The following is a 21,888-nucleotide window of genomic DNA, read 5'->3' on the forward strand; positions in this document are numbered from 1 at the left end:
CGATGGAAGAGCGTGTTATTTTGGTTGATGACGATGATAACCAGTTGGGTACCATGGAAAAGATGGAGGCCCACCTGAAGGATAAAAAGCACCGTGCATTTTCGGTATTTGTTTTTAACCTCAAAGGCGAGTTGCTGTTGCAGCAGCGGGCACTGGATAAGTACCACTCGGGCGGTAAATGGACAAACACCTGCTGCAGCCATCCGCGGCCTGGTGAGGATACACTGGAGGCTGCCCATCGTCGCTTAATGGAAGAGATGGGTATGGATTGCCCGCTAAACCACGTTTTTAGTTTCAGCTATCGCTCGGTATTGCAGGCAAACATTGTTGAAAACGAATATGATCACGTGTTTTTTGGCGTAAGCAACACAGCGCCCAATCCATCGCCCGGCGAGGTAGAAGCCTACAGGTACATCAGCCTTGAAGACCTTGCCCGGGAGCTGGATGAACATCCTGCCGATTATACCGAATGGTTAAAGATATGCTTTGAGCAGGTGCGCGCAAATTATTACCAATAACCCCAATTAATCCGCAATAATGAACGCTCTAATTATCATAATCACTTTTATGGGCATGGAGGGTGTTGCCTGGCTCACCCACAAATATGTAATGCACGGTTTGTTATGGGTATGGCACCGCGATCATCATAAAAAAGAACAGCCCGGATACCTGGAAAAAAATGACCTGTTTTTTCTCATCTTCGCTATACCGGGTATCAGTTGCCTGGCTGTAGGTACCTTAGGGGCTATGCCGGTTTTTACTTGGGTGGGTACCGGTATTACGCTGTATGGTGCCTGTTACTTTTTTGTGCACGATTTATTTATACATCAACGCATTAAAGTATTGCGCAACTCGCAAAACCGGTATTTAAAGGCCATTCGCAGGGCGCATAAAATGCACCATAAGCATATTGGGAAAGAAGAAGGTGAATGTTTTGGCATGCTATGGGTTCCTCTTAAATATTTCCGCGAAAACAAAAACAGTCAGCCGGCATGAAAAACACTTATCTGTTGATTGATTTTTTTTCAATCCTGGTACCTTTTCTGTTTTCGTTTCATCCAAAGCTAAAGTTTTACAAAAGCTGGCCGGCCTTTTTCCCGGCAGTGCTTATTACAGGTTTGCTTTTTATTGGGTGGGACATGTATTTTACCCACCTGAAAATATGGGGGTTTAATCCGGCTTACCTTATCGGGATAAATGTAGGTAACCTGCCTATTGAGGAAGTATTGTTTTTTTTATGTATTCCTTATTCCTGTGTTTTTTCTTACGTGTGCCTTAATATGCTCATCAAGAAAAATATACCAAAGACATTGGAATCTGCCATTAGCATTGCCCTGGTAGCTTCGTCGGTTTTTATGGCGGTGTTTTTCAGGAATTTAAGCTACACAGCCTTTACTTTTACGGCGCTGGCCATCCTGGTTTTTGTAGCAAGGTTTGTTTTGCAGGTAAACTGGTTACCCGGTTTTTACGTGAGTTACCTTATATTATTATTGCCATTTTTAATTGTGAACGGATTGCTTACCGGCACAGGTTTGCAGCAGCCGGTTGTTTGGTATAACCCGGCACAAATGCTCAATATCCGCATCCTGACCATACCCGTTGAAGATGTTTTTTATGGTATGGACCTGATACTTTTAAACGTAATAATTTATTCATGGATAGGGGATAAGCAACGCCGCCACAATGAACTTGCTAAAAAAATGGCGCCAGTTATAAACCTGGGTTGAATTGTACACCGAACACTCAAATATATTAATGATAAACAACGATACTTTAATTAAAAACGATAGGGGCAACGATTTTGCCGATGCTGCACTGGAACATGCTGGTTCGGCATTTGATACACCCCTGCGCAGCGACGCTTTTGAGCTTGACGATGAAACTAAAATAGAATTGATTGAAAAGCATTTTGCCGGCATTATGCATGTGTTAGGCATGGACCTGGACGATGATAGCCTGAAAGATACGCCTAAGCGGGTTGCCAAAATGTATGTTAAGGAGATATTTAGCGGCTTAAACCCGGCTAACAAGCCTGTGCCCACGCTTTTTAAAAACCCATTTAATTACAACCAGATGCTGGTTGAAAAAAATATAGCGGTATTTAGCAATTGTGAGCATCACTTTGTGCCTATTGTGGGCAAAGCTCATGTTGCTTATATCAGCAACGGGCAGGTAATTGGCTTGTCAAAACTTAACAGGATTGTTCAATACTGCTCGCAAAGGCCGCAGGTACAGGAAAGGCTTACGATACAAATTGCAGGCCTGATAAAAGAGGCACTGGGGACAGAAGATGTGGCGGTAATAGTAGATGCTTACCACCATTGCGTTTCCAGCCGGGGTGTAAGGGATACAGGCAGTACAACTATTACGGCCGAGTACAGCGGCAAATTCCTTAATCCCGAAACAAAAAATGAATTTCTTAAACACATAGGCTCATGAATTTTCATGGCAAAAATATTGTGGTAGCGGGCGGCAGCTCGGGCATCGGGCTGGCCCTGGTTAAACAGCTTAGCCAGGCCGGGGCACAGGTTTATGTTATCTCCAGGAACCTGTCTGCCAGTTTGCCGCAGGGTGTTAAGCACCTGGCAGCTGATGTTACCGGCAATCTGGAAACTGCAGCCACTTTTTTCCCCGAAGTATTGCACGGCGTAGTTTACGCTGTTGGCAGCATCAATTTAAAGCCATTCGGCAGGCTTACCGATGTTGATTTTTTGAATGATTACCAGCTAAATGTGGTAGGTGCGGCCCGGGTTGTGCAGCAGGCGCTAAAAGCGTTAAAGGCCTCGGGTTCATCATCTGTAGTATTTGTAAGTTCGGTAGCGGCAAAAACAGGTATGCCATATCACGCCAGTATAGCGGCAGCTAAAAGCGGGCTCGAAGGGATGGCCCTGTCATTGGCGGCCGAACTGGCCGGTCAAAAAATAAGGGTAAACGTTGTTGCGCCATCGTTAACAGATACCCCCATGGCGCAAAACCTGTTAAGTACCCCCGAAAAAAAGGAAGCATCAGCAAAAAGGCACCCCATGGGTAAATATGGGCAGCCCGAAGATATTAGCCAGGCCATTGCTTTTTTATTGTCGGACGATAGCAGCTGGATAACGGGCCAGGTTATAGGTATTGATGGCGGATTGGGTAAATTGAAAACAAACTGATATGGCAAGTATTAATAGCGGGCAATTTGCGGCTATGGAAAAACGGTACCGGGTTAACCTGGTAAATAGTTTAAACGGCTTTAAATCGCTTAACCTGTTGGGTACCATTAACCCCGATGGTATAACCAACCTGTGTTTGGTTGGTTCGGTTTTTCACCTTGGGTCAAACCCGCCGTTGTTCGGTATGATCATCCGGCCCGAGCGCGAACATAATGATACCCTGCGTAACATTAGCCAGGTGGGGCAATATACCCTTAACAATGTGCTGCCGGCATGGTACAAGCAGGCGCATCAAACCAGTGCAAGCTACCCGTCTGGCGTGTCGGAATTTGACGAGTGCGGATTTAAAAAAATGTATAGCCGGGGTTTCCTGGCACCCTTTGTTGCAAACTCCACCTTGCGGATGGGGCTCGAACTGCGGGAGATGACAGAGCTGGCAATAAATGGCACTACCATGGTGATAGGCGAGGTAGTATTACTAATGGCCGATGATAGCCTGATAGCCGATGACGGAACGGTGAATCATGTTGCCGCGGGCACCATGACGGTGTCTGGATTGGATAGCTATTACCTGCCGCAGCCTTTGGGCCGCCTGGCGTACGCAAAACCGGGTGTTCAACCCAAAGAAATAGAATTATAAACAGGTAAATGAATGGCTCGATTAATGCAGCAATGAAGAGCGGAAGGTTTGCCGCAGAAGCTATTATTCAATCGATGAATTAAAATGAGTGGGCACAATACTTATACCAACGAGTTTTTGAACGGCAAAAGATTGCTGGGCGACCAGCCTGCAGATGCGTTTATTGCCCAGGCTTTTAAGGATGCCGGTTTGAAAAAGGATTTGCAGCTTTGGTTAAGTGGTACCGCGGGCTATAGCCGGTTAACTGAGCAATTTCCGGGTATAGCTTTCATAAATGAAGCCAATTGTTTGCCGGCATGGGCCAGCCCCAGGCTAATGAAAACCGGGGCGGCTTTTTTTGCAAGGCATGCCGAAACTATCATGACTTTGCTGGGCCTGCTTTCGCTTCCGTATTGTTACACCGCTGCCAATGGCGCCATGGTGCTCTATCTTTCGGAGCGGATGAGAAATGAAACCAGTAAAAGACTGCACGAAACCGCAGTATTTGTTTGGGAAATAATGGCGCCCGGCGCTTTTGCAGGCGATGGGAATGGTTTTACCGAAATACTGAAGGTAAGGCTAATGCATGCCGCCGTACGCTACTATACGCTGCAAAGCGGCAAATGGGACCATGCCTGGGGATTTCCTATCAACCAGGAAGATATGGCCGGCACTAATCTCTCGTTTTCGCTTATTGTTATCAGGGGACTGCGGCTTATGGGCTTTACCGTAAGCGAGGCCGACCAGGAGGCCTATATCCACTTATGGAATGTTATCGGTTATTTATCAGGCCTTCAGGAGGATTTAATCCCCACAACCTCAAAAATGGCCCAATTGCTTGACCATACCATTAATGCCCGCCAGTTTTGCGTTTCGGAACATGGCCGCCGGCTTACACAAACACTTACAACACATATCGTAGCGGTTAACGAGGGTAAAGCCACAGCCAAAGAGATACTTGGGCTAATGCGTTATTTACTGGGTGCTGATGTTGCCGATATGCTGGGCATTGATGCGCCTGTTTTGCCCGCTTATAAATTAACGCTGTTGCGCACTATAAATTTGTTCAAAGGCTTTAAGCCCGAAAAAGATCCGCAAACGGCTTATAGTAGAGCCTATTCGGAGTTCAAAAAGCAGAAAACAGCATAACAAGATAAAACTTATAAATTTGGCAACAAATGGTAGTAACCGGTAAATAGAAAAATCATGAAATCATACAAACTCATTCATCAATTGATAAGCCTTGTAGAAGAGATGGAGAAAGAGCACAAAGGCGATGAAGTTTCTATTCAGGATTTTACCGGTTTTCTGCTTAATCATGTAGCCGATCCTACCGACGAATATGTTAATGGTGATGTCCGTTTTGGTAAAAGCGAAAAAATGGCTCTTGAAGTGGCGTACCAGCTTGATAATAATATAGGCAGGCTGTTTGTTTTCATGAGCCGTTATGCCAAATTCTATATTAAAAAAGCGCTGGATGGCACCCCCCTGCAAACCGCCGAGGAATTTACCGGGCTGGCTATTTTGCTTACGCATGATCATTTAACAAAAAGCGAGCTGATTAACTACAACCTGCAGGAAAAAACATCGGGCACAGAGGTGATCAGGAGGCTGATAGCTGCTGGCCTGGCCAGGCAATGGGACAACCCTGAAGACAAACGCGGCAAATACGTGGGTATTACCGATAAGGGCAAGCAGTTATTATACGAGGTTTTTGTGGATACCAGCTATGCAGGCAAAATGATAACCGGCAAGCTCAGTATTCCCGAGAAACTTACGCTGCAGCACCTGCTTCAAAAGCTGGAAGATTTTCATTATGAACATCATGAAAAGAAAACCATCAGCACAAAAGCCGATATGAAAGCATTTATTGAAGAGGGCGTTGATTAAAAATCAAACCTAACGTTTTGTGAAGCCATATGGAAAATAGCACCTCAATCATCTCGCCAGCCGAACTTACCGCGTTATTGTTATTGGCAAAGCAAGCCGGCGCCGGTATTTTAAGCGTTTATAATACGCGCATCGAAGTAACACTGAAAGATGACTTGTCGCCCTTAACGCTGGCGGATAAGGTATCACATGATATTATTACCGAAGGTTTAACCGCGCTTACTCCCGATATCCCTATAATTTCTGAAGAAGGCAAGGATATTCCCTATGAGACCAGGAAAAATTGGGAGTACTACTGGTGTGTTGATCCGCTTGACGGCACCAGGGAGTTTATTAAACGCAACGGCGAGTTTACCGTGAACATTGCGCTTATGCATAACAATATCCCCGTTTTAGGCATCATCTATGTACCGGTAACCGATGTGCTTTATTATGGAGGTGAAGGGATTGGCAGCTGGAAAGAAACAGCCGAAGGCGGAAAAACGCAAATTTATGCCGACGTGAACGCGAAGGAATGGATATCTGTAGGCAGCCGGTCGCATGCATCAGCTGAGGAAGCGGAGTTGCTGGCGCGATACCCTGTTTCGGCTACTATTTCCATTGGCAGTTCCATTAAGTTTTGCCTGATAGCCGAAGGTAAAGCCCATATTTACTACCGCCATGGCCCCACCATGGAGTGGGATACCGCCGCCGGCCAGGCCATTGTCGTTTATAGTCGCGCCGTAATGACCAGGCCCGATGGCCAGCCATTTGAATACAACAAACCATCGTTATTAAACGGAAGTTTCCTGGTGAAGGTAGGATAGGGGGGAATATTAACCAAATCGATTTGCCAGGTGAAAGCTGTAAAGAATAATTGGAAAGTAGATAGGGGATTGAAAAAACGGTAAGTACATATTGAGCGATTGAGTTTAACGTTTTCCAAATCCTACACATAAAGGAAACTTATAAAAGTTTATCGGTGCCATATAAAGCCATCTCCAGGCTGTTATCTAAGTTATAGATGTCGGTAAGGCTTATCAGTTCGCCATCTTTTATTTCGCAGGTTAAATAAGTGATTTTGATGGGCATGGCTTTCTTAAGGTAGATGTTTTGCTTAAAATAAGTGTTCAGTCCTTTATCCAGTGCCTTGATCTTGTCGGCCGAGTCGTCATTTTTTAATAAAAGTATTGCAAACCGGCGTGCTTGTTCAATGCGGATACAGCCGTTGCTTAAAGCCCGGTTTTTTTTGACAAATAACGATAGCTGCGGGGTATCATGCAGGTATATTTTATAAACATTATCAAAACGGAATACCACCAGCCCAAGCGCATTGTCGCAGCCGATGGTTTGCCTGGCATAGTATTGCGTGGGATTGTTTTTTATTTTGGTTAGGTTCGCCGGGGTTGGGTCAATAAAGTCGCCGGCCTGGCTATATATACCGTAATTGTTATTGTTAAGGTACGCGGTATCATTAATAGCGTTTGGCAATACGGTACCGGCGAACATTGCTGCCGGAACTTTCCATTCGGGGGCAGTTGTTAAATAGTTAACGGCGCTTTGCAGGGTTGGTGTTGGCGTTTCTGGCCTGCCTACAATAACTTTAAAACTACAGGTCGAATCTTTAATATGCAATTTTAAAGTGTACGATGGAATATTGATATGTATGTAATACCTGTCGCCGGTATTTATCCATCTCAGTCGTTCCATATTAATAGCAATCTTGCGTTCCTGCGCTTGCGGAAGCTCGTAACAATTATTTTGGCGCAGGCCTTCAAGCAGGTACAGTTTTCGGCGCAGGTCTGCGTATTCAGGCATGGCAGGCTGAACTGCAGCTATGGCTGTTATTAATTTTTTTTGCAGCAGGGCAAGCGTCAGTGTTTTATCGGCCATGAAGGCCGCATCGGTCAAAGCGTCAATTTTGCTTGCCGGGTACTCGGGGTTTAGCTTTCCGTAATGCAGGTTATTAATCAGGTTAATGATTGCATCCGTCAGCATAATATCAAACAAGGCCTGTTGCTGAAGGCGCACCTTTTTTGGGGTATCCAATATGTTATGTAATTGATCATTAATCAATTCTTTAGGATGGTAGTCGGCATGCGAAAGTCCGAATTGCAAAACGCAATCAATCATTTGCATGGCCTGCCAGGCTGGCCCTTCATAGTTTTGCGGTTTTATCCACACCGGCATAAAGCCCGCTTGTATATATAAGCGGCTTACCGATTTGGGGTAGTATAATTGCAGCCTTACATCCTTATCGGCTAATTGCTTTTGAATCTCGTTGCCTAAGCTATCAACAGGGTTAATGTTATTGTTGAATGCAAATGCGCCGCCAACGCCGGCAGCTGATAGCATGAGCATGGTTATGCCTGCCAACAAAATGCGCTTGGTTAAATTCGATTTCATGCTAATGGGATTATAGCGTAAAAATCGATGATTGAACGCCCTTAAATAATGACTTTGGGCATGTTTAATTTTGATTTTAAACACGATAAAACTCCGGGGAAAATGAAAAATACCCACATAAGCAAGCACTCAAACTGTTAATAATAAGGCTTCAATTAGGTTGTAATAGTGTTATTAAACTGGTGCGGTATTTAACTGTTACTGATGCACAGGGATAAAAGCTATAGCCATCCCGACCGGGTTGTTACAACAACCAGCCCCATGTGCGGGCCATTGCCGGGGATACGTTATTGGTTACCAAAGTCATATAAATATGCGCTTGCGCCGCCAAATGTATATGATTCAATTTTTTTGTATTTCAATTTATCTAATGTGCTAATTATAAATTTTTCTGCATCCGTACCTTCATAACTTAGCAAAAGCCAATTTTTACCTTTCAATAATTTCAACTGGTTTATATAGTTATTCCGGTCCGGGTCGTAAAATCCATAAGTAAGGGGGTTTTTTAGGTTCATAAACCGGGTTTGGTTATAATATGTAAAAGCCGGCACTAAATCATAGTAAACATACACCCGCTGATTATCTTCCAGCCTGGATTTGATAAAATTAATGCTCTGTTTTATCTCCGTATGCACCATTGGGAAAGAATTAAAGTAAACGAAGGAGCAAAAATAGATGGGTATAACTACCACAACAGGTGCCAGCTTCGCAAGTACTTTAGGTTTTACTATGCCTGCCAGCTTTACCCTGCAAAAATCGAATCCAAAAGCTATTGTGATAATAAAAATTGGATATAGATACAATATCAGCCGCTTATCAAAAGGATACATTTTGAGCCCGGATAGTGCTAAATGCACCATAATTGGCAATGTGATGAGCATGATACTGCCAAATGCTTTTCTGCTGTATAAATTAAAAATGCCAGTTAAAAATAGTAAAGGAAAAAAAATCTTCCCAAGGTTGCCATACCCGAACAAAAAGTAAAAAATCATCTGGCTTTTTGCGAAAAGGAAAAGATAAAAACTCCGGCTTAATGGGTTTAGGGGAAGGAACGCCTGCTCTCTTGACCAATACCCTACCATATAATCTCTTGTTGGGTGATTTAGGATGAAGGAAAAATAATATATTCCAAACGTTATTGACCATGTTAAAAATACATAGGTAATACCCGGATGCCATGCCTTTTTTTTGTAGCTATCAAAAATGAGGTATAAGCCAAATGTAAATAATATGATAATAGAGATGTTTGATAAAAAAATTGATACTGCGCCAACAATAGCAAGGGTAACGTACCTGTTGAAATCGCGCTTATAGGTTTTTATTAAACAATAATATAGCATATTGGCAACCAGTACATCGCTCATATACTGTTTAACCTCACTTGAATAGTAAAGTAAAACAGAATTAAATACAAATAACGATAAAGCAAAAATATGTGTTGAGCGATTTTTAAACGCAATTTTAAGAATTTGATATAGAAAGAATATGGAGGCTATAAAACTCAATAAAGGGAACAACCTTAATCCGTATTCGGTTCCTGAAATAAAATAAAAGGTAAAATGCTCAATTTCCAAAAACAACAAAGGGGCAACCTGGGCAAGATCTAACGGTTTAAGTAATTTAGCAGGGCTTTTATGGATAATATTTAAAGATAATGTAGCTTCATCATTCCATAAACTTCTGTTGTAAAGAAACTGGTAAACGGATAATAATATCCCCAGGGAGATAATAAGGAAGATCAAAAATTTAAACAGGCCCGGCTTATTCATGCTTGAAAGTTAATAAAATTCAGTGTACCTGCCTGAAGGTGCTGATATAAAATATACCTTTTGTAACCCCAAACGTCCCGATTAATGATTTTGCCGGTTTTGAGAGGAGGTGGAAGAATGCAATAATCGGATGCCTAAAGGAAGGATAGCAGCTTTGCCGATTGTGTTTTTTTATTTTACCATTTGAAGTTACCATCCATGAATTTTTGGTACCCGTAATAGGCAGATGCTTAAATATAACGTTGTTGCCTGGAAATAAAAAAGCGCCCGTATAAACAGGCGCTTTAACTGTTAATAATAAGGCGTCAGTTAGGTGGTAATAGTTTTATTAACTTGTGCGGTATCCAGTACCAAATTAAACAGGTCTTGCTTAACCTGCCTGAATTCGCGGGTAAGGTTGGTCATAAAATAGGCCAGTTTTACCTGGGTAGGTGCAAGTGCATCGGTATCTTCGGGTATAATATCTTCAGACATGAGTTCCAGCAGCCTTACCTGCCTTGTAAGCAACTCTTCAACTTCTGTATCCTGGAGGTGTTTTAAAGCTTTCCCGGCGGCAATTAATTTATGGATATGATTGGCATCCTGCAAATTGGCAATATGCTTATCCAATAACCTTTGCAGGAACGATGTTTCTATCTTAAAAAACTCAAGATCGGATAACCAGCGCCGCGCTATTACGTAGTACTGTAAAGAACGTGCAGACATTGATGTGGTAGATTGCATATTTAATTTACTAATTATTTAAGATTGCATTATTGCTTCGCCGGTAAAATTAGCCGGCCTTTTATACATAAAAAATGATCGTGGTCATCTTTAAGTTAATTAAGGGCACGCTCAAACAACCATTTAATTGGTTTAGGCTTAGCTTTTGCTTTCAGGCCATATTGTTTAATGCTTTTTTCTTTGATAAGGTTTACAGCCTCTTCAATATCATCGGTAACCAGGCAAAGGCTGGCGTCAAGTTCGCCTATTGTGGCGTTCTCTTTCATAACCTGTATATGCTTAACCAGTTCTTTGTGGTATTCTGTACCGAAAATGATTACCGGAAAATTGTTTATTTTATGTGTTTGGATAAGGGTAAGCGCTTCAAAATATTCATCTAAAGTGCCGTAGCCGCCAGGCATCACTATAAATGCAAACGAGTATTTTACCAGTAAAACCTTACGCAAAAAAAAGTGCTTCATGTACACCCACTTATCCAGGTAGGGATTGGGTTTTTGTTCAACCGGCAGCTGAATATTACAGCCAACCGAGCGGCCCCCAACGTCTTTGGCGCCACGGTTGGCAGCTTCCATCAATCCGGGGCCGCCACCCGTAAGAATAGTAAAACCAAGCCTGGCAAATTCGCCGGCCGCCTTCCTGGTAAGCTGGTAGTAAGGGTGATCTTCCGGGTACCTGGCCGATCCGAAAACGGTTATACATGGGCCGATAAAATGCAGGGCCCTAACGCCGTGTATCAGATCGGCCATGGTTTTAAACGTAAATTTGAGTTCGCTTAACCTTGATTGCGGGCCTTCAAGAAATTGTATCTCTGCATTATTCATGTTTATTTTTATTAGGTTAATATCCATCAAATACAACGTAAAGGTTTAAGTTATTTATTGCTCAAAACATGACAACGAACATTATAGTACATGTTTGTTATCAGTTTACCGGCAGCCGGGCCAGGCAACTTATAGCGTGAGCCAATAAAAATGACCACCATCACATTTATACATGAAAACAATTATATTTTAATTGCCTGTTTATGTTAATATTTGTGATGTTTATCAGTTGATGGAAAACACCTGTATATGGAAAATGCGGCCTTACTAAAAGCTATTATTGAAAACGCCATTGATGGTATAATTACTATCAACGGACGGGGCATCGTAGAAACGATTAACCCTTCGGCTTGCAAGCTGTTTTTGTGTACGCCGGAAGATGTTATTGGCAAAAATATATCGGTACTGATGCCGCAGCCGTATAAGGCACAACATGACGAGTACATTCACCGTTATCAACAAACAAACGATCCTCATATTATAGGCATTGGACGGGAGGTTACAGGTTTGCGAACAGATGGTACAACCTTCCCCTTCAGACTTGCAGTAAGCGAAGTTGATTTTGCCGGCAGAAAGATTTACGCCGGTTTTATACACGACCTTTCAAGGGAAAAAGAAGCCGAGGAGCAGTTGCGGGATTATGCCGCCCACCTGGAAGATTTGGTTGAGCAGCGTACCCAAACACTTAAAAATACCGTAGGCGCACTGCAACAGGCAAAAGAAGAGGTGAGTGTTTCGCTCGAAAAAGAGAAGGAACTGGGGCATTTAAAAAGCCGTTTTGTATCTATGGCCTCGCACGAGTTCAGGACGCCTTTAAGCGCCGTGCAGCTATCGGCGTCGCTAATAGAAAAATATGCCCAGCCTTATGATAATGCCAACATCCGCAAGCATGTAGCAAAAATTAAAAACGCGGTTGGCAATTTAACAACCATCCTTAACGATTTTCTGTCGCTTGAGAAATTGGAGGCAGGCCGGGTTGAGCCAACATGTACACCGTTTGACCTGGTGAAATTTTCGGAAGAAATAACCGAAGAGCTGCAAATGGTTGCCAAGCAAAACCAAAGTATTATTTATCAGCACACCGGCACGCGCAGTATAGTAAACCTCGACCCTAACCTGCTTAAAAATTGTGTTATTAACCTGATGTCAAATGCCATCAAATATTCGGGCGAGAATACTTTTATCGAGTTTAATACCGAAATTGCCGATAGCAACTGTATTATAACTATAAAAGATAACGGCATTGGTATACCTGATACCGATCAGAAACATTTGTTTGAGGCATTTTTTCGCGCGCATAATACGGGCAATATTCCCGGTACGGGATTGGGCCTTAATATTGTTGCACGCTATACCAGTTTAATGAATGGCCGTGTTGAGTTTAAAAGCAATATTAACCAGGGTACATTGTTCACAATAACTTTTCCAATATCATGAATAAAAAAGTTTTGATCATCGAAGATAATAACGATATCCGCGAAAACGTGGTTGAAATTCTGGAGCTTGCCAACTACCAGGTTTTTGATGCCAATAATGGCAAAAAAGGGGTAGAGATTGCCGTAAAAGAGTTACCGGATATTATTTTATGCGATATCATGATGCCCGAACTGGACGGTTATGGCGTATTATATATGCTGAACAAAAACCCTGAAACAGCCGCCATTCCTTTTATATTTTTAACGGCTAAAGCCGAAAGGCTGGATTTGCGTAAAGGCATGGAAATGGGCGCTGATGATTACCTTACCAAGCCTTTTGATGACATGGAACTTTTAAATGCTATTGAAAGCCGGTTGAAAAAAAAAGAACTGCACGAAACCTTTTACAGTAAATCGTTAGACAGGCTGGGCGGCCTGATAGCAAAAAATGATGGCCTGGCCGAATTAAGGAAGATAATTAGCGAGCGTAAAAGCCGCCATTTTAAAAAGAACCAGGTAATTTATTACGAGAGTGATAAAGGTAACGGCCTTTACCTTGTAATAACCGGCCGTATAAAAACAATAAAGCTTGCCGAGGACGGACGCGAACTGATGACTGGTATTTACGTTGGTGAAGATTACCTGGGTATTAATGCTATTTTATCTAACGAACCCTTTTCAGATACAGCTACTGCGCTTGAAGATAGCACGCTTTGCCTTATCCCTAAAGACCAGATAGATCACCTGCTGAGCCATTACCCCGAAGTGGCCCGGGAATTTATAAAGTTACTTGCCAATGATATTCGTGATAAAGAAGATCAGTTGATGCAGCTGGCCTATCACTCGGTACGTAAAAGAATGGCCGAAGCATTATGCCGACTGCACCGGCAGCATGCGGATAGTGATGGGATTAAAATTACCCGCGAAGACCTGGCCGCCATGGCCGGCATGGCTACCGAAACGGTAAGCCGCACGCTGTCTGACTTTAAAGACGAAGGAATAATAGAAAAAAAAGGCAGCCTGATTACAATTCTTCAGCCCGAAAAGTTATCTAAAATGAAAAACTGATAATAATCATTTATTGAGTTGATAGTGCTCATTCTATTGCTGCTTATGCAATTGTAGTTTTGTTTTTATAAACAAGATACGATGAAAGCGGTAGCCTACAGTATAAAACCTTTCGAAAAAGAATACCTGGCCAAGGCCAATCAAAAAAAGCACGATATCACCCTGATTTCAAATCCATTGGGGCCCGATACGGCTATTTATGCTGAAGGTAAAGACGCTGTTATTGTATTTACCAATGATGACGTTTCGGCCGTTGTAATAGGCAAACTGGCCACACTTGGGGTAAAATATATCGTTACCCGATCGTCCGGTACCGATCATATCGATAAAGATGCCGCAGCCGCGCATCATATAAAAATTGCAAACGTACCTTCTTATTCGCCGCAAGCCATTGCCGAGCATGCCGTAGCTATGGCCTTTGCCCTTAACAGGCAGGTTGTGAAGGCCGATCAGCATAGCCACGCGTTTGATTTCAGGAACGATGGCCTCATCGGCTTTAACTTTGCCGGAAAAACCGTAGGGATAATAGGATTAGGCAATACCGGCCGGGCCGCGGCGGCTGTTTATCATGGGCTGGCCTGCAACGTTATTGGTTACGACCCATTTTTTCCGGCCGATGAAATTTATGCTAAACCGGTATCGCTTGATTATTTACTGCAAAATGCAGATATCATAACCCTGCACCTTCCGTTAACTACCGGTACAAAGCATTTGATAGACGCCGAAAGTATTTCGAAAATGAAAAACGGCGTAATGCTGATAAATACCTCGCGCGGCTTGCTTATTAATACTGCGGATGCGCTTTCGGCAATTGAAAGCGGCAAAATAGGATACCTGGGTATTGATGTGTATGAATTTGAGAAAGGTTTATTTTTTGAAGATCATCAAAAAGATGCTGTAAAAGATCCATTGTTAAATAAGCTGATGGAGCATCCCAATGTGCTGGTAACCCCGCACCAGGCATATCTTACCCGCGAGGCATTGCAGGAAATTGCTAACTCAACCATATCAAGCCTTGATTTGTGGCAGCAAAATAAATGCGTAGGCAAAGCCTGCGCATGTTCAAAAGAATGCCGGAAAACGGCCACCAACAATATACTGACCGAAGTTAATAATGGAAAATAAATCGCTCCTGCTAACTGATAAATATAATGTAGCTGTTCCACGCTACACCAGTTATCCAACAATGCCTTATTGGGATGCCAATACCTTTAGCCCCGAATTGTGGCAGCAATCGGTTAAATTTTCGTTTACAGAAAGCAATGTGCAATCGGGCATCAGTTTATACATCCATTTGCCTTATTGCGAAAGCCTGTGTACTTATTGTGGCTGCAATACCCGTATCACCAAAAACCACAGGGTGGAGGAACCTTACATAGCGGCTGTTTTAAAAGAATGGGCTATTTATTTAGCAATGTTTAATGATATGCCCGTAATAAGGGAAATTCACCTGGGCGGGGGGACGCCTACTTTTTTTGCACCCAAAAACCTGCAAATGCTGATAAATGGCATTATTAAAAAAGCCAAAGTTCATCCTGATGCCGAATTTAGTTTTGAGGCGCACCCGGCAAATACAACGGTAGATCACCTGCAGGTTTTGTATGATCTTGGCTTCAGAAGGCTTTCATTGGGGATACAGGATTTTGACCCCAAAGTGCAGTTTATCATCAACAGGCATCAAACCGCCGACCAGGTAATGGCTGTAACCCAACAAGCCCGCAGGATAGGCTATACATCAATCAATTACGATTTAATATACGGACTGCCTTTGCAAACTTTGGCCGGTCTTGCCGATACTATGAATAAAGTTGCCTTATTCAGGCCGGATAGGATTGCGTTTTATAGCTATGCCCACGTGCCATGGATAAAACCAGGCCAAAGGCGGTTTACAGAACAGGACCTGCCCGATGCTGCCGCCAAAACCAAACTGCACGAAACCGGCAGGGCTTTGCTAATGCACTACGGCTACCATGAAATTGGTATGGATCATTTTGCACTGCCCGGCGATGAGCTTTTACACGCAGAACAAAATGGCAAACTGCATCGTAATTTTATGGGGTACACCCACCAGCATACACAGTTGCAAATTGGCTTGGGCGTATCATCTATAAGCGATTCATGGTATGCTTTTGCCCAAAATGTAAAAACGGTTGACGAGTACCTGCAACTTACAACTGCAGGCCAACTGCCGGTGTTTAAAGGCCATATTTTAACTGCAGAGGATTTGATTGTAAGGAAACATATCCTGAACATTATGTGCAAAGGCCAAACAGTGTGGAACCATCATGGCCAGCCTTGCGCTGCCATAGCTGATGGCCTGGAGCGATTAAATGCCCTGGCAGATGACGGCCTGGTTGAACTAACTGCCCTGGGGATGACTGTTACCGAAATTGGCAAACGCTACCTGCGCAATATTTGTATGTGCCTTGATGCCCGCCTATGGGCCGATAAACCTGCGTCGCAGCTGTTTAGTATGGCTATATAAATATTGAGTGTCAATTAAAAACAAAATGTCATTTCGACGAATCTGAAGGGGATTGTGTACAGGGGGAGAGGAGAAACTATCTCTTGAGCGCAGCGAAAAATCTTTTACACCCTGCATTCCACGAAGCATTGTAAGTATAGCGGGGCGTAAAAGATTTCTTTTTCGCGCCCTGCTCTTTTCCCTCCCTTGCTCTATCGAAATGACATTTTTTGTTGAAAAGATGTTGGTACACGGTAGCTTTATGCATTAATTCATTGCCGTTGGCTTCAGCCTGATTTTCGCATTCTGCCTTAAGCTTAAGTCCATAGTATTTTTTAGCCCAAATAAAAACCAGGTAACTTTTAGGTTCCTGGCTTTTGTTTGGATTATGATGTTGATTTTTGGGGCGATATTTTATGGTTTGGCTATCTCTAATACCACGCGGCCGTCAATTTTGCCGGCTTTCATATCGTCAAACACCGTGTTGATATCCTCTAATTTAGCGGCGTGTACGGTTGCTTTAACCTTGCCCTCAACTGCAAACGCAATGGCTTCTTCCATATCTTTACGGGTACCAACTATTGATCCTCTTACGGTATAGCGGTTAAGCACGGTTTCAAATATAGGCAGTTCAAAGGCACCTTTGGGCAAGCCGTTAAGCGCGATGGTACCTTTGCGGCGCAGCGCCGATATCCCCTGGCTGAAAGCTATTGGCGATACTGCCGTAACCAATACACCATGCATACCACCCGTTTCTTTTTGCAGATACGCGCCGGGATCTTGTTCTTTAGCATTAACAACCAGTTCGGCGCCTAATTTTTGGGCGAGTGCCAGTTTATCATCAGCAACATCAATTGCCGCCACGTGCATGCCCATGGCCTTGGCATATTGTACAGCAAGGTGGCCTAAGCCGCCAACGCCGGATATAGCTACCCATTCGCCAGGTTTCACTTCCGTTTCTTTTAATCCTTTATACACCGTTACACCGGCACAAATAATAGGCGCCATCTCGGTAAAATTAATGCCCGCGGGGAAGTGCGCCACATAACGCGGGTCGGCCAAAACGTACTCGGCAAAGCCGCCATCTACACTGTAGCCACCGTTTTGCTGGGTTCCGCAAAGGGTTTCCCAGCCTGTAATACAAAACTCGCAGCAGCCGCAGGCGCTGTGCAGCCAGGGCACACCTACAATATCTCCTTCTTTTACGTTCTTCACTTCGACGCCCAGGGCCACAACATAGCCAATAGCTTCATGCCCCGGAATAAGGGGTAGTTTGGGTTTTACCGGCCAGTCGCCATTGCAGGCGTGCAAGTCGGTGTGGCAAACACCACAGGAAATTACTTTAACCAATATCTGGTTTGCGTTCGGGGTTTTAACCTCCACGTCTTCAATTTGTAGTGGTGCGCCAAACTCACGTATTACGGCTGCTTTCATTTTTTGAGGTATCATAGGTATATTAAATAGTAAACACAATAAGCATCAGGGCATGAAGCGCTATGCTTGCAGCAAACAGGGTAAGCAAGGTTTTAATGCCGGCGCCGCCCATACCCGCAATAATGTTGGCAAAAAATAACGTTAAGGTTACAACCAAAACAAGTATAGGGGCGTTAAAATAATATAACAATATGGCGGGTACCGGTAAAAAAAATACACCCTGAAAAACCAGTGATACCAGAAACCATAATGTTTTACTATCGGCCTGGCTATTTACAAAGGTGTTCCATTTGTAAGTTAAACTTTGGGTGTTTTTTTCTGTTGTTGGTTTGGTGGTCCATTGGACACGGGTACTCATTGTAGTTTCCATGATTCAATTTATTTTTATAGCGCAAATATCCCTGGAATTTGCAGGGCGCACCATGACAACGGGCACTGCAAAAAGTGATGATCGTCACACCACGGGTGTTTGGAGGAAATAAAAAGGAGGGGGTGTGCGAATCGTTATTGGGGGAAGGAGGTATATCACATGGCGACTAAGACTCACCCGACATCGCTGCGCTTGTCACCCTCTCTTCACCTGCGGTGGAAAGAGGGGCTTGAATGCTGAATATCAATATATTATATAGAAAAAATAAATAATAAATTTTCAAGCCCCTCTTTCCGGCGAAGCCGAAGGAGGGTTGCGGGCGCAGCGATGTCGGGTGAGTCTCGGCCAGTGTTCAAAGTCGATGTTTGACTAAACATGTTACGAGTAGGATCTAAAAAGATTACAGTAGCCCGTTGGAAGTAATTAAAAAATATTAGATAACAGTGTTTAAATCGGCCCTTTCAAACGGCCTTGCATACTCCGGTAATATTGCTTAACCGCAATACGGAAAATATCATACAATAAGGTGTATATTAATATGATAACAGGGACGAAAAAACAATAAAAATGCAGCCATCGAAAAATATAGGCACCTGCCAATGCGCCGCACATAAAAAAGAGGATAATAGCCATGCGTAATTTTATTTTTGCTTTTAAGGCTGTCCTGTCCTCTGCTTTACGCCTGAAAAACTGGGCAAGTTCAATTCCCAGGTCGGTAAATGTACCGGTAAGGTGGGTGGTACGTACAACCGAGCCCGAAACCATTGATACAAGCGCGTTTTGCAGCCCCATGGCAAATAGCAGGCTACCGGCAAATATTTCTTTTCCCACTAAACTATGATCATACCGGTAGCCCAATAGTGCAACGCTGAGCAGTATGGTAGTTTCAATTAAAATGGGTATTACGTAAGAATAACGCTGATTTTTGCCTATCCGGGAAATAATAAAACTCGACACAAATGCTCCGGCTAAAAAAAGGAACATCCATAAGGCAATTACCCGGGCTGTTTTCCAGTTTTGCAGGGCAATTTGCTCGGCAAATAGTGCCGCATGCCCTGTTACATTGGTGGTAAGCACGCTAAAGCCAAGAAAACCAGCTGCATTTACAAAACCTGCAGTAAGCCCAAGCAGCGAAGCAAGTTTTACGTTATGCTTGTACGTTCTTTTATTACCCAGGTGTCTCAGCATTTGTTATAAATAAGTCTTAAGTACTAAGCCCGAAGCCTTAAGTTCTGAGCTTGTATTGTCGTTTTTGACTTAGAACTTAAAACTTTCGACTAAGAACTATCCTAACGGCAATTGTTTATTTCCTGCGATTGTGTAGCAGGGCTTAGGTAGGGGATGTTTAAACCCAACCCGCGCAGCACAAACCACAACCCTAAACATACCATTAGGTAAGGCATGGCTTTATTAATACGGTTGCGAACCCGCGGCCCGATAAAACCCATACTTACCGTGGCCAGCAGCATTAACGGGAAAGTACCTATCCCAAACCAGAACATATACTGCGCAGATGAATAGGGCGAACTTGTATTTACCGCGCCAATAAGGGCCAGGTATACAAAGCCGCAGGGCAGGAAACCGTTAAGCAAACCTACCGCGAAATGACCTGCCTTATGTTTCAGCGCGAAACCTATAAGCTTGTTAATTGGGGCCAACATTTTGGGCATCAGCTTACTTTGGCTAAACTTAATTTTAAACATACGTGAAAAGCCGGCCATGATAATTAATAAGCCGCTTACTATACTGACACTTTGTTGTAAACCGGCCAGCCAAAGCTGCCTGCCCAATAAGCCTATCAGCAAACCCAGCAGGGTATAAGTAATAACGCGCCCGGCGTTGTATACAAATTTATCAACCACTACCATCCACCACTGCGAATGAAACGATGGTACTGCAAAAGCAAGCGGGCCGCACATGCCAATGCAGTGCACGCTGCCAAACAGGCCAATAAAAAAAGCTACCTGGTTGCTGCTCATTCTATATCTACTTCCTTTTCGTACAGGTACAATTTTCGGTCGCTCTTCCATTCCAACACCATATTCCACCGGCCTTTAACAAGAGCAGCAGCATCGATATTGGCAGTTTTGCCGAGTTCGGTGTTTATGGGGAAGGTTTTATCAAGCGCCTGGCTGGAAGGACGAATGAATTTAACGCTGCCTGTTGCGGGCGCTATAAAGGTTATGCTTACCTGTTTGCCGTTTATGCGTAATACCGGTGTGGCATGGTCTGTAACAACCTGTTTTTCTTTTGCATAATCTTTATCAAAATTAAGCCCTTTTTCATAATAATGGTGGTCATATTCATCGGCTGGTAAAGCAAACATTTTTACGCACATAAATATGATAAACAGCATGAATATGGCCATGCCCGCAATTAATCCTTTTCCCCAATTCATCTTTTTAATCATTTGGTGGCCCTACAAACGCTGTACTGACCGTTTGAATTACTTTGTTATTTAATACCAGGTTGATTTTGACATCCGTTTTTGCCGATTTGATATGCGTGGCCGGGATCATCAGGAAAAACACGGTTTTAACCGAGCTTCCGGCAGCTATTTTTCCGGGTGCCTGGATGTATTTTATCTTTATAGCCGGATCATTAGGTTGTATGGTAATATCGCGGCTTTGGTTTGATTTGTTTATAACCTCGGCATTATAAATATTACTTATAATACCATTTTTTTGTTCCTGGTACAACATGCCGGCGCTGCGCATAACCGCAAGGTCCATATCGCCCCTGCTGAAAATGAAGTAACAAAGCACCGTCATTAAAACAATAATGATTCCGCTATAGCCCATCATCCTGCCGGTAAACGACGGTTTCTGCTTCTTGTGGATCATGTTTTCCGAGTAAAATCCAATCAGGTTAAGCGGTTTATGGATTTTATCCATTACCTCGTTGCAAACATCAATACACGCAGTACAGTTAATACATTCCATTTGGGTGCCCTGCCTTATATCTATGCCGGTAGGGCATACAGATACGCATAGGCCGCAATCTACGCAATCGCCTTTTGGGGGGGCATTGTTGGCTGTTTTTGAAAGTTTTCCCCTTGGTTCTCCGCGCACCTCATCATAGGCTACCACCAGGGTATCCCTATCCAGTAGTACACCTTGCAGGCGTCCGTAGGGGCATGCTACCGTACAAACCAGTTCCCTTACCTGGCTGTAAACCAGGTAAAAAACAATAGTAAAAACCCAGATGCTTAAAAAGCCAACCAGGTGCAGCTGTACCGGTTCGGTTATTATTTTAAATAATACATCGCTGCCTACAAGGTAAGCCAAAAAGGTGTTAGCTATCAGGAACGAGAATATGATGAACAGCAAATGTTTGCTCCCCTTTTTCAGTATTTTTTCTTTGGTCCAGGGGCCTGAGTCTAATTTTTTTTGTTTGCTGCCATCTCCCTCAATCCAGTTTTCAATCTTTCTGAAAAACATTTCCATAAAGATGGTTTGCGGACAAATCCATCCACAAAAAACACGGCCGAAAGCGATAGTAAACAGTACCACGCAAACCACAAATACCAGCGATGCCAAAACAAACAGGAAGATATCCTGGGGCCAGAAAACCTGCCCCAGGATAACAAAATGCCTCTCCATAAAATTCAGCAGCAATAAGGGTTGCCCTTTTATCCTGATAAGCGGCCCTGTAAAAAACAGCAGGAGATAGGCGTAGCTAATCCATGAACGCCATTTATATAATTTGCCCTTGCGGATTAGCGGGTATATCCACTTGCGCTTATTAGTCTCTTTCGCTACCAGTAATCCGTCCATAA

Annotated in this window: 23 protein-coding genes; 13 read left to right on the forward strand and 10 right to left on the reverse strand. The window is 43.4% G+C overall.

The genetic code is table 11. The annotated features are described in order from the left end of the window. Positions 1–2 precede the first annotated feature (2 nt). The 9 genes from idi (at position 3) to cysQ (ending at position 6,467) form a co-directional block, all read left to right on the forward strand. Positions 3–518, forward strand: coding sequence for an isopentenyl-diphosphate Delta-isomerase (idi, locus tag ACFGVS_RS00095; protein ID WP_439696928.1), 516 nt, complete (start codon positions 3–5; stop codon positions 516–518). Positions 519–537: 19 nt separating this feature from the next. Further along, positions 538–996, forward strand: a complete 459-nt coding sequence (locus ACFGVS_RS00100; protein ID WP_090653130.1) for a sterol desaturase family protein — start codon at positions 538–540, stop codon at positions 994–996. Next, positions 993–1,727, forward strand: a complete 735-nt coding sequence (locus ACFGVS_RS00105) for a lycopene cyclase domain-containing protein (protein ID WP_439696929.1) — start codon at positions 993–995, stop codon at positions 1,725–1,727. The genes ACFGVS_RS00100 and ACFGVS_RS00105 overlap by 4 nt, the downstream gene beginning before the upstream one ends. A 28-nt stretch (positions 1,728–1,755) precedes the next feature. After that, a complete protein-coding gene (folE, locus tag ACFGVS_RS00110) occupies positions 1,756–2,439 on the forward strand; it encodes a GTP cyclohydrolase I FolE (RefSeq protein ID WP_439696930.1) in 684 nt (227 codons plus the stop codon). Beyond that, on the forward strand, positions 2,436–3,152 hold the full coding sequence (locus tag ACFGVS_RS00115) for an SDR family NAD(P)-dependent oxidoreductase (RefSeq protein ID WP_090653127.1): 717 nt from the start codon (positions 2,436–2,438) through the stop codon (positions 3,150–3,152). The genes folE and ACFGVS_RS00115 overlap by 4 nt, the downstream gene beginning before the upstream one ends. A gap of 1 nt (position 3,153) precedes the next feature. Continuing rightward, the gene (locus ACFGVS_RS00120; protein ID WP_439696931.1) at positions 3,154–3,792 is read left to right on the forward strand and encodes a flavin reductase family protein; all 639 of its coding nucleotides are present in this window, start codon (positions 3,154–3,156) and stop codon (positions 3,790–3,792) included. 84 nt (positions 3,793–3,876) lie between these two features. Further along, positions 3,877–4,920, forward strand: a complete 1,044-nt coding sequence (locus ACFGVS_RS00125) for an oxygenase MpaB family protein (protein ID WP_439696932.1) — start codon at positions 3,877–3,879, stop codon at positions 4,918–4,920. A 57-nt stretch (positions 4,921–4,977) separates the two neighbouring features. Beyond that, positions 4,978–5,661, forward strand: a complete 684-nt coding sequence (locus tag ACFGVS_RS00130) for a MarR family winged helix-turn-helix transcriptional regulator (protein WP_090653124.1) — start codon at positions 4,978–4,980, stop codon at positions 5,659–5,661. A gap of 29 nt (positions 5,662–5,690) precedes the next feature. Beyond that, positions 5,691–6,467, forward strand: coding sequence for a 3'(2'),5'-bisphosphate nucleotidase CysQ (cysQ, locus tag ACFGVS_RS00135; protein ID WP_439696933.1), 777 nt, complete (start codon positions 5,691–5,693; stop codon positions 6,465–6,467). 139 nt (positions 6,468–6,606) lie between these two features. On the opposite strand, the gene ACFGVS_RS00140 is transcribed toward cysQ, so the two are convergent. The 4 genes from ACFGVS_RS00140 to ACFGVS_RS00155 all read right to left on the reverse strand — a co-directional run bounded on the left by ACFGVS_RS00140 (position 6,607) and on the right by ACFGVS_RS00155 (position 11,359). Beyond that, positions 6,607–8,046: a L,D-transpeptidase family protein gene (locus tag ACFGVS_RS00140; RefSeq protein ID WP_439696934.1), complete on the reverse strand. Its 1,440-nt coding sequence runs from the start codon at positions 8,044–8,046 to the stop codon at positions 6,607–6,609. Positions 8,047–8,333: 287 nt separating this feature from the next. Next, on the reverse strand, positions 8,334–9,815 hold the full coding sequence (locus ACFGVS_RS00145; RefSeq protein ID WP_439696935.1) for a hypothetical protein: 1,482 nt from the start codon (positions 9,813–9,815) through the stop codon (positions 8,334–8,336). Positions 9,816–10,124: 309 nt separating this feature from the next. Further along, positions 10,125–10,520 carry a hypothetical protein gene (locus tag ACFGVS_RS00150; protein WP_090653119.1) on the reverse strand — a complete coding sequence of 132 codons (396 nt, stop codon included), beginning with the start codon at positions 10,518–10,520 and terminating at the stop codon, positions 10,125–10,127. A gap of 113 nt (positions 10,521–10,633) precedes the next feature. Beyond that, positions 10,634–11,359: a TIGR00730 family Rossman fold protein gene (locus ACFGVS_RS00155; RefSeq protein WP_090653148.1), complete on the reverse strand. Its 726-nt coding sequence runs from the start codon at positions 11,357–11,359 to the stop codon at positions 10,634–10,636. Positions 11,360–11,608: 249 nt separating this feature from the next. Between ACFGVS_RS00155 and ACFGVS_RS00160 the strand changes: the two genes are divergently transcribed. The 4 genes from ACFGVS_RS00160 (at position 11,609) to hemN (ending at position 16,327) form a co-directional block, all read left to right on the forward strand. Next, a complete protein-coding gene (locus ACFGVS_RS00160; RefSeq protein WP_090653118.1) occupies positions 11,609–12,796 on the forward strand; it encodes a PAS domain-containing sensor histidine kinase in 1,188 nt (395 codons plus the stop codon). Then, positions 12,793–13,842 (forward strand): response regulator, encoded by a 1,050-nt coding sequence (locus tag ACFGVS_RS00165; RefSeq protein WP_439696936.1) that lies wholly within the window; start codon positions 12,793–12,795, stop codon positions 13,840–13,842. Before ACFGVS_RS00160 ends, ACFGVS_RS00165 begins: the two co-directional genes overlap by 4 nt. A gap of 81 nt (positions 13,843–13,923) precedes the next feature. Beyond that, positions 13,924–14,967: a 2-hydroxyacid dehydrogenase gene (locus ACFGVS_RS00170; protein ID WP_439696937.1), complete on the forward strand. Its 1,044-nt coding sequence runs from the start codon at positions 13,924–13,926 to the stop codon at positions 14,965–14,967. Further along, positions 14,957–16,327: an oxygen-independent coproporphyrinogen III oxidase gene (gene hemN, locus ACFGVS_RS00175; RefSeq protein WP_439696938.1), complete on the forward strand. Its 1,371-nt coding sequence runs from the start codon at positions 14,957–14,959 to the stop codon at positions 16,325–16,327. Before ACFGVS_RS00170 ends, hemN begins: the two co-directional genes overlap by 11 nt. A gap of 393 nt (positions 16,328–16,720) precedes the next feature. On the opposite strand, the gene adhP is transcribed toward hemN, so the two are convergent. The 6 genes from adhP to ccoG all read right to left on the reverse strand — a co-directional run bounded on the left by adhP (position 16,721) and on the right by ccoG (position 21,886). Beyond that, positions 16,721–17,755, reverse strand: coding sequence for an alcohol dehydrogenase AdhP (adhP, locus tag ACFGVS_RS00180; RefSeq protein WP_439696939.1), 1,035 nt, complete (start codon positions 17,753–17,755; stop codon positions 16,721–16,723). 7 nt (positions 17,756–17,762) lie between these two features. Then, positions 17,763–18,110 carry a hypothetical protein gene (locus ACFGVS_RS00185; protein ID WP_090653113.1) on the reverse strand — a complete coding sequence of 116 codons (348 nt, stop codon included), beginning with the start codon at positions 18,108–18,110 and terminating at the stop codon, positions 17,763–17,765. Between the two features lie 447 nt (positions 18,111–18,557). Continuing rightward, positions 18,558–19,298: a YoaK family protein gene (locus ACFGVS_RS00190; protein WP_439696940.1), complete on the reverse strand. Its 741-nt coding sequence runs from the start codon at positions 19,296–19,298 to the stop codon at positions 18,558–18,560. 101 nt (positions 19,299–19,399) lie between these two features. Next, positions 19,400–20,089, reverse strand: coding sequence for a sulfite exporter TauE/SafE family protein (locus ACFGVS_RS00195; protein WP_439696941.1), 690 nt, complete (start codon positions 20,087–20,089; stop codon positions 19,400–19,402). Beyond that, complete coding sequence (locus tag ACFGVS_RS00200) at positions 20,086–20,508, reverse strand: FixH family protein (RefSeq protein ID WP_439696942.1); 423 nt, start codon at positions 20,506–20,508, stop codon at positions 20,086–20,088. Before ACFGVS_RS00200 ends, ACFGVS_RS00195 begins: the two co-directional genes overlap by 4 nt. Positions 20,509–20,512: 4 nt before the next feature. Then, entirely contained in the window at positions 20,513–21,886 is a 1,374-nt protein-coding gene (gene ccoG / locus ACFGVS_RS00205; RefSeq protein WP_439696943.1) for a cytochrome c oxidase accessory protein CcoG, read from the reverse strand. Positions 21,887–21,888: the final 2 nt, after the last annotated feature.

It is taken from the genome of Mucilaginibacter sediminis (assembly GCF_051903035.1).
Taxonomy (GTDB): domain Bacteria; phylum Bacteroidota; class Bacteroidia; order Sphingobacteriales; family Sphingobacteriaceae; genus Mucilaginibacter.

What these genes read in the sequence shown, in the direction of transcription:
- idi (WP_439696928.1), top strand. Translation starts at nt 3, where the DNA reads ATGGAAGAGCGTGTTATTTTGGTTGATGACGATGATAACCAGTTGGGT.
- ACFGVS_RS00100 (WP_090653130.1), top strand. Translation starts at nt 538, where the DNA reads ATGAACGCTCTAATTATCATAATCACTTTTATGGGCATGGAGGGTGTT.
- ACFGVS_RS00105 (WP_439696929.1), top strand. Translation starts at nt 993, where the DNA reads ATGAAAAACACTTATCTGTTGATTGATTTTTTTTCAATCCTGGTACCT.
- folE (WP_439696930.1), top strand. Translation starts at nt 1,756, where the DNA reads ATGATAAACAACGATACTTTAATTAAAAACGATAGGGGCAACGATTTT.
- ACFGVS_RS00115 (WP_090653127.1), top strand. Translation starts at nt 2,436, where the DNA reads ATGAATTTTCATGGCAAAAATATTGTGGTAGCGGGCGGCAGCTCGGGC.
- ACFGVS_RS00120 (WP_439696931.1), top strand. Translation starts at nt 3,154, where the DNA reads ATGGCAAGTATTAATAGCGGGCAATTTGCGGCTATGGAAAAACGGTAC.
- ACFGVS_RS00125 (WP_439696932.1), top strand. Translation starts at nt 3,877, where the DNA reads ATGAGTGGGCACAATACTTATACCAACGAGTTTTTGAACGGCAAAAGA.
- ACFGVS_RS00130 (WP_090653124.1), top strand. Translation starts at nt 4,978, where the DNA reads ATGAAATCATACAAACTCATTCATCAATTGATAAGCCTTGTAGAAGAG.
- cysQ (WP_439696933.1), top strand. Translation starts at nt 5,691, where the DNA reads ATGGAAAATAGCACCTCAATCATCTCGCCAGCCGAACTTACCGCGTTA.
- ACFGVS_RS00140 (WP_439696934.1), bottom strand. Translation starts at nt 8,046, where the DNA reads ATGAAATCGAATTTAACCAAGCGCATTTTGTTGGCAGGCATAACCATG.
- ACFGVS_RS00145 (WP_439696935.1), bottom strand. Translation starts at nt 9,815, where the DNA reads ATGAATAAGCCGGGCCTGTTTAAATTTTTGATCTTCCTTATTATCTCC.
- ACFGVS_RS00150 (WP_090653119.1), bottom strand. Translation starts at nt 10,520, where the DNA reads ATGTCTGCACGTTCTTTACAGTACTACGTAATAGCGCGGCGCTGGTTA.
- ACFGVS_RS00155 (WP_090653148.1), bottom strand. Translation starts at nt 11,359, where the DNA reads ATGAATAATGCAGAGATACAATTTCTTGAAGGCCCGCAATCAAGGTTA.
- ACFGVS_RS00160 (WP_090653118.1), top strand. Translation starts at nt 11,609, where the DNA reads ATGGAAAATGCGGCCTTACTAAAAGCTATTATTGAAAACGCCATTGAT.
- ACFGVS_RS00165 (WP_439696936.1), top strand. Translation starts at nt 12,793, where the DNA reads ATGAATAAAAAAGTTTTGATCATCGAAGATAATAACGATATCCGCGAA.
- ACFGVS_RS00170 (WP_439696937.1), top strand. Translation starts at nt 13,924, where the DNA reads ATGAAAGCGGTAGCCTACAGTATAAAACCTTTCGAAAAAGAATACCTG.
- hemN (WP_439696938.1), top strand. Translation starts at nt 14,957, where the DNA reads ATGGAAAATAAATCGCTCCTGCTAACTGATAAATATAATGTAGCTGTT.
- adhP (WP_439696939.1), bottom strand. Translation starts at nt 17,755, where the DNA reads ATGATACCTCAAAAAATGAAAGCAGCCGTAATACGTGAGTTTGGCGCA.
- ACFGVS_RS00185 (WP_090653113.1), bottom strand. Translation starts at nt 18,110, where the DNA reads ATGGAAACTACAATGAGTACCCGTGTCCAATGGACCACCAAACCAACA.
- ACFGVS_RS00190 (WP_439696940.1), bottom strand. Translation starts at nt 19,298, where the DNA reads ATGCTGAGACACCTGGGTAATAAAAGAACGTACAAGCATAACGTAAAA.
- ACFGVS_RS00195 (WP_439696941.1), bottom strand. Translation starts at nt 20,089, where the DNA reads ATGAGCAGCAACCAGGTAGCTTTTTTTATTGGCCTGTTTGGCAGCGTG.
- ACFGVS_RS00200 (WP_439696942.1), bottom strand. Translation starts at nt 20,508, where the DNA reads ATGAATTGGGGAAAAGGATTAATTGCGGGCATGGCCATATTCATGCTG.
- ccoG (WP_439696943.1), bottom strand. Translation starts at nt 21,886, where the DNA reads ATGGACGGATTACTGGTAGCGAAAGAGACTAATAAGCGCAAGTGGATA.